Below are 3,457 nucleotides of genomic sequence, written 5' to 3' on the forward strand. Positions count from 1 at the left end.
GTGCCCGGAGGCCCTGCCGTGGCGGGTGTCGCCGAGGCGGACGCCACGGTCGGCGTGTCGGGCGCATCCGCATCCGCCCCACAGGGCGATGCCACATGGGACGGCTTCGTGCGCTACTGCGCGGAACGCAGCAACGGCGGCAACGGCCTGTCCGTGCTGGGTCAGGCGCGTGGCCGCATGGACGGCGCCCGTCTGATCGTGGAGACGCGCTTCCGTACCCAGTACGAGCACCTTTGCTCCACCGGCAACCAGACCGCCCTTGCAGAGTATGCCCGCGCCTACTTCGGCGTCGGGACCACGGTGGAGGTGCTGCCCCCCACCACCCGCATCAAGACCCCCTCGGAACTGCGCGCCGAGGCCGAACGGCACCCCGCCGTGGGCCTGCTGCGCGACCAGTTCGGGGCCACCATGCTGTCCTGCCGGCCCCTGTCCGACAGCCAGCTTCAATAGAACCATCCGGAGGAATCCATGCGCGGTATGAACGACCTCCTGCGCCAGGCGCAGGTCATGCAGACCAAGATGAGCAAGCTTCAGGCCGAAATGGCCGACCGCACCCTTGAAGCCACCAGCGGCGGCGGCATGGTCAAGGTGACCGTTTCCGGCAAGCAGGAAGTGAAGGCCATCGTCATCGATCCCAAGGCCGTGGACCCCAACGACGTGGAAATGCTTCAGGACCTGGTGCTGACCGCCGTCAACGAAGGGCTGCGCCAGGCCAAGGACATGATGGAGAAGGAGATGGGGGCGCTTACCGGTGGCCTGAAAATGCCCGGCCTCTTCTAGGAGACGCCGCCACAAGGGGGCTTTTGCCCTCTGCCTGCGTCAGAACGCCTTTTTGCTCCGGTCGAGTACGATAAGAGTACACTCCCTTCACAAAAAGGCGTTCTTCCTTGGCAGAGAACAAAATCCCCGCTTGTGGCGACGCCTCCTGCGGCGTCCCCTGCGCTTCTGTTGCGCGGGGGATTGCCTAAGATTCAACCGATTTCCGCAATGTAACCCGGAGTGTCCGTGCAGCGACTGCCCGAACCGTTGAAGGCGCTGGTGGAGCAGCTCTCCCGGCTGCCCGGCCTTGGCCCCAAGTCGGCCCTGCGCCTTGCCATGACCCTGCTGAAGTGGCCCGCCAGCGAAACCCGCAGGCTGGGCCGCGCCGTGCATGACCTGCGCGACAACCTGCACCTGTGCGGGCGCTGCGGCGCGCTGACCGACGTGGACCCGTGCGGCATCTGCACCGATCCGGCCCGCAGCGGCGAGACGCTGTGTCTGGTGTCGGAGTGGGATTCCATGCTCACCCTGGAAGAGGGCGGCTTCTACAAGGGCCACTACCTCATCCTTGGCGGCCTGCTGGCTCCGCTGGACAACCTGCACGCCGATTCGCTGGATCTGGACCGGCTGACCAGACGGATGGCCGAGGGCACGGTGCGCGAGGTGGTCATGGCCCTTGGCACCACCGTGGAGGCGGAAAACACCGCCACCTACATCCGCAACATGATCGCCCGGCAGTATCCGCAAGTGCGCGTGACGCGCCTTGCCCAGGGCATTCCGCTGGGGTCCGAGGTCAAGTTCATGGATCGGGAGACGCTGCGGCAGTCCATGCAGTACCGCCAGGATCTCTAGGCTCGAAAAGAGGATTTTTGTTCCCCCGGCTGCGTCAGGCTCGCTCCGTGCGTGGGTCGCTAAGGAAGCGCTCTGCGGTCGCCATCCGTAATGCTCGCGCGAGCGCTCGCATAACGGCTGCCGCACTCTCCTCGCCCAGAACTCGCCTTCCTTGCCGGGGGAACAAAAATCCTCTTTTCGAGCGGCTCCCGCTTTGGCCGTAAGCAAAGACGGAAAGAATTGAAGTTCGCAAAAATACCCCGCCCGCCTTCCTTGCGAAGACGGGCGGGGTTGTTTGTGGGGGAATGTCGTGCGGGGCTACGCCGCCGTATCGTTGACGTCGGCGTCGGGCGTGGAGTTGCCCGAAGCGGTCAGGCACCGGGCCTCGATGCGCTGGGCCGCGCACTGGGCCAGTTCGCCCACGGTGCACAGCAGAAGGCGCCCGCGTTCGAAATGTTCCACCGGGGCGTCGCAGGTGCGCAGTTCCCGCAGTGCGGGCAGGGCCTCTGGCGCGGCCAGCACCCCAAGGGACCAGGCAGCCGTGCCGCGCGCGGGCAGGTCGCAGTCGGCCAGGCCCGCCAGCAGGGCGGGTGTTGCCGTTTCGACAAAGCCGGGCAGGTCGGGCCGTTCCTGGGCCAGGCGTCCGATGGCCCAGTACACGCCGCGCCGCAGGGGGGCGTGGTCGCAGTAGTTGTCGTCGTTGCCCGTCTCGCGCACGTACGAGACGAGGATGCGGTGGTATTCGCCAGCCAGCCTGGGATGGCAGGCCAGTATTTCGCCGAAGGCTTCGGGGATGCCCCAGCCGATGTTTCCCGATTCCTCATTCATGTGCCACATCAGGCGACGCATGATGATGCGGGCGTCTTCCATGTTGGCGTCGGCGATGCGCGCCACCACCCGGCCCAGGGCCACCACGGCGCGCCATTTGGCCTCGCCGCCCAGCAGCAGGGACGACAGCAGCGGCCCCACGGCTTCCTTGCCGGGCAGGCCCACTATGTCGTCCAGATGTCTTTCCCACTCGGCGGAAGCGAGCAACGCGCGCAGGTGGGTCTTCAGCGATCTGAAGCGGGGCATGCTCTCCTCCTTTCCCGTGTCGTGGTGGGCGAAGGTTTCGCCCGACCGTGCAGCATGCACCATAACAAGGTGAGCGCATGATGCAACCCCGGCCTGTTTCCGTCTTTTCCGGCCCCCTTGGGGCAAGTTGCCCCCATGACCGGGTGCGGGTGCCGCCTCGTTGCGTGCCCCATGGCGATTGGCTATGCTGCACGGAGATTCGATATCTTTCCGCCAGACGGCCCAGAGGCTCCGCATGTCCAGCGCCGCAGACCGTACCGCCAGTATCGTCGTCCTCCGGGCGCGCGTGGCGGCGTGGCGTGGTGCGGGCGGGTACGCAGCCGTGCGGTCAGGTGTCGCATTCCTGCCCCCCTCCTTTGTCCGCTTTTCCTCCACACGTCCATGATCGGCCCGTTGCGCACCAGCCTTGCGCGCTGCTGGGCGCGTTTTCCGCTGCGGCATCTGCTGTCGCACGCGGTGCCGCCCCCCCCTGGCCTGCGCCTGCGAATGGTGGGGTGGTGCTTTCTGGTCTGCCTGCTGCCGCTGGGCATCGTCAGCGCGGTGTTCGTGCAGGTGACCACGGTACAGACCGACAGCTACCTGCATGCGCAGGGGCGCACCCTGGCCGATGCGGCATCGTTGCAGCTCACCCGCCTGTCGCGCACGGCAGAGGCCCTGGCCCGCGTGGTGGCCGGGCTGCGGGTGGAATACGACGGCGACATGCCGGGGCTGCGCCTGCGCCTGTCCGAACTGCACGGCCTGTGGCCCCGCGCCTGCATCGAGGTGTTCGACATGGGCGCCGAGCCCGTGGTGC

The 3,457-nt window shown here is 67.0% G+C and carries 3 protein-coding genes and 2 pseudogenes; 4 read left to right on the forward strand and 1 reads right to left on the reverse strand.

The window, feature by feature from the left end; all coding sequences use genetic code 11:
- The 3 genes and pseudogenes from FVW27_RS10760 to recR all read left to right on the forward strand — a co-directional run.
- Positions 1–450, forward strand: a pseudogene (locus FVW27_RS10760) (DNA polymerase III subunit gamma/tau); the annotation flags it as partial.
- Between the two features lie 18 nt (positions 451–468).
- Positions 469–780, forward strand: coding sequence for a YbaB/EbfC family nucleoid-associated protein (locus FVW27_RS10765; RefSeq protein WP_012613379.1), 312 nt, complete (start codon positions 469–471; stop codon positions 778–780).
- A 225-nt stretch (positions 781–1,005) separates the two neighbouring features.
- Positions 1,006–1,611 (forward strand): recombination mediator RecR, encoded by a 606-nt coding sequence (recR, locus tag FVW27_RS10770; RefSeq protein WP_167125039.1) that lies wholly within the window; start codon positions 1,006–1,008, stop codon positions 1,609–1,611.
- 297 nt (positions 1,612–1,908) lie between these two features.
- On the opposite strand, the gene FVW27_RS10775 is transcribed toward recR, so the two are convergent.
- The gene (locus tag FVW27_RS10775; RefSeq protein ID WP_167125041.1) at positions 1,909–2,664 is read right to left on the reverse strand and encodes a DVU0298 family protein; all 756 of its coding nucleotides are present in this window, start codon (positions 2,662–2,664) and stop codon (positions 1,909–1,911) included.
- A gap of 381 nt (positions 2,665–3,045) precedes the next feature.
- Here FVW27_RS10775 and FVW27_RS10780 point away from each other — a divergent pair.
- A pseudogene (locus FVW27_RS10780) lies at positions 3,046–3,457 on the forward strand (ATP-binding protein); the annotation flags it as partial.

It is taken from the genome of Nitratidesulfovibrio liaohensis (genome assembly GCF_011682075.1).
GTDB lineage: Bacteria > Desulfobacterota > Desulfovibrionia > Desulfovibrionales > Desulfovibrionaceae > Cupidesulfovibrio > Cupidesulfovibrio liaohensis.